This window comes from Shuttleworthella satelles DSM 14600, assembly GCF_000160115.1.
Taxonomy (GTDB): domain Bacteria; phylum Bacillota; class Clostridia; order Lachnospirales; family Lachnospiraceae; genus Shuttleworthia; species Shuttleworthia satelles.
This window is the reverse complement of sequence record NZ_GG665868.1, coordinates 1-812: the sequence shown is the minus strand read 5'-3', so window position 1 is coordinate 812 and position 812 is coordinate 1. Positions and strand designations below refer to the sequence as shown.

The following is an 812-nucleotide window of genomic DNA, read 5'->3' as shown; positions in this document are numbered from 1 at the left end:
ATGCGCACCCGTTCTCGGAGCACTGTCCGACCGCTTTGGCCGCCGCCCAGTCCTGCTCGCTTCGCTACTTGGAGCCACTATCGACTACGCGATCATGGCGACCACACCCGTCCTGTGGATCCTCTACGCCGGACGCATCGTGGCCGGCATCACCGGCGCCACAGGTGCGGTTGCTGGCGCCTATATCGCCGACATCACCGATGGGGAAGATCGGGCTCGCCACTTCGGGCTCATGAGCGCTTGTTTCGGCGTGGGTATGGTGGCAGGCCCCGTGGCCGGGGGACTGTTGGGCGCCATCTCCTTGCATGCACCATTCCTTGCGGCGGCGGTGCTCAACGGCCTCAACCTACTACTGGGCTGCTTCCTAATGCAGGAGTCGCATAAGGGAGAGCGTCGACCGATGCCCTTGAGAGCCTTCAACCCAGTCAGCTCCTTCCGGTGGGCGCGGGGCATGACTATCGTCGCCGCACTTATGACTGTCTTCTTTATCATGCAACTCGTAGGACAGGTGCCGGCAGCGCTCTGGGTCATTTTCGGCGAGGACCGCTTTCGCTGGAGCGCGACGATGATCGGCCTGTCGCTTGCGGTATTCGGAATCTTGCACGCCCTCGCTCAAGCCTTCGTCACTGGTCCCGCCACCAAACGTTTCGGCGAGAAGCAGGCCATTATCGCCGGCATGGCGGCCGACGCGTTGGGCTACGTCTTGCTGGCGTTCGCGACGCGAGGCTGGATGGCCTTCCCCATTATGATTCTTCTCGCTTCCGGCGGCATCGGGATGCCCGCGTTGCAGGCCATGCTGTCCAGGCAGGTAG

General features: G+C 63.1%; 1 protein-coding gene. It reads left to right on the top strand.

Annotated elements, in window-relative coordinates:
• Positions 1 to 812 (top strand): TCR/Tet family MFS transporter (locus tag GCWU000342_RS09790; protein WP_006907296.1); only part of this gene is annotated, 812 nt, incomplete at both ends.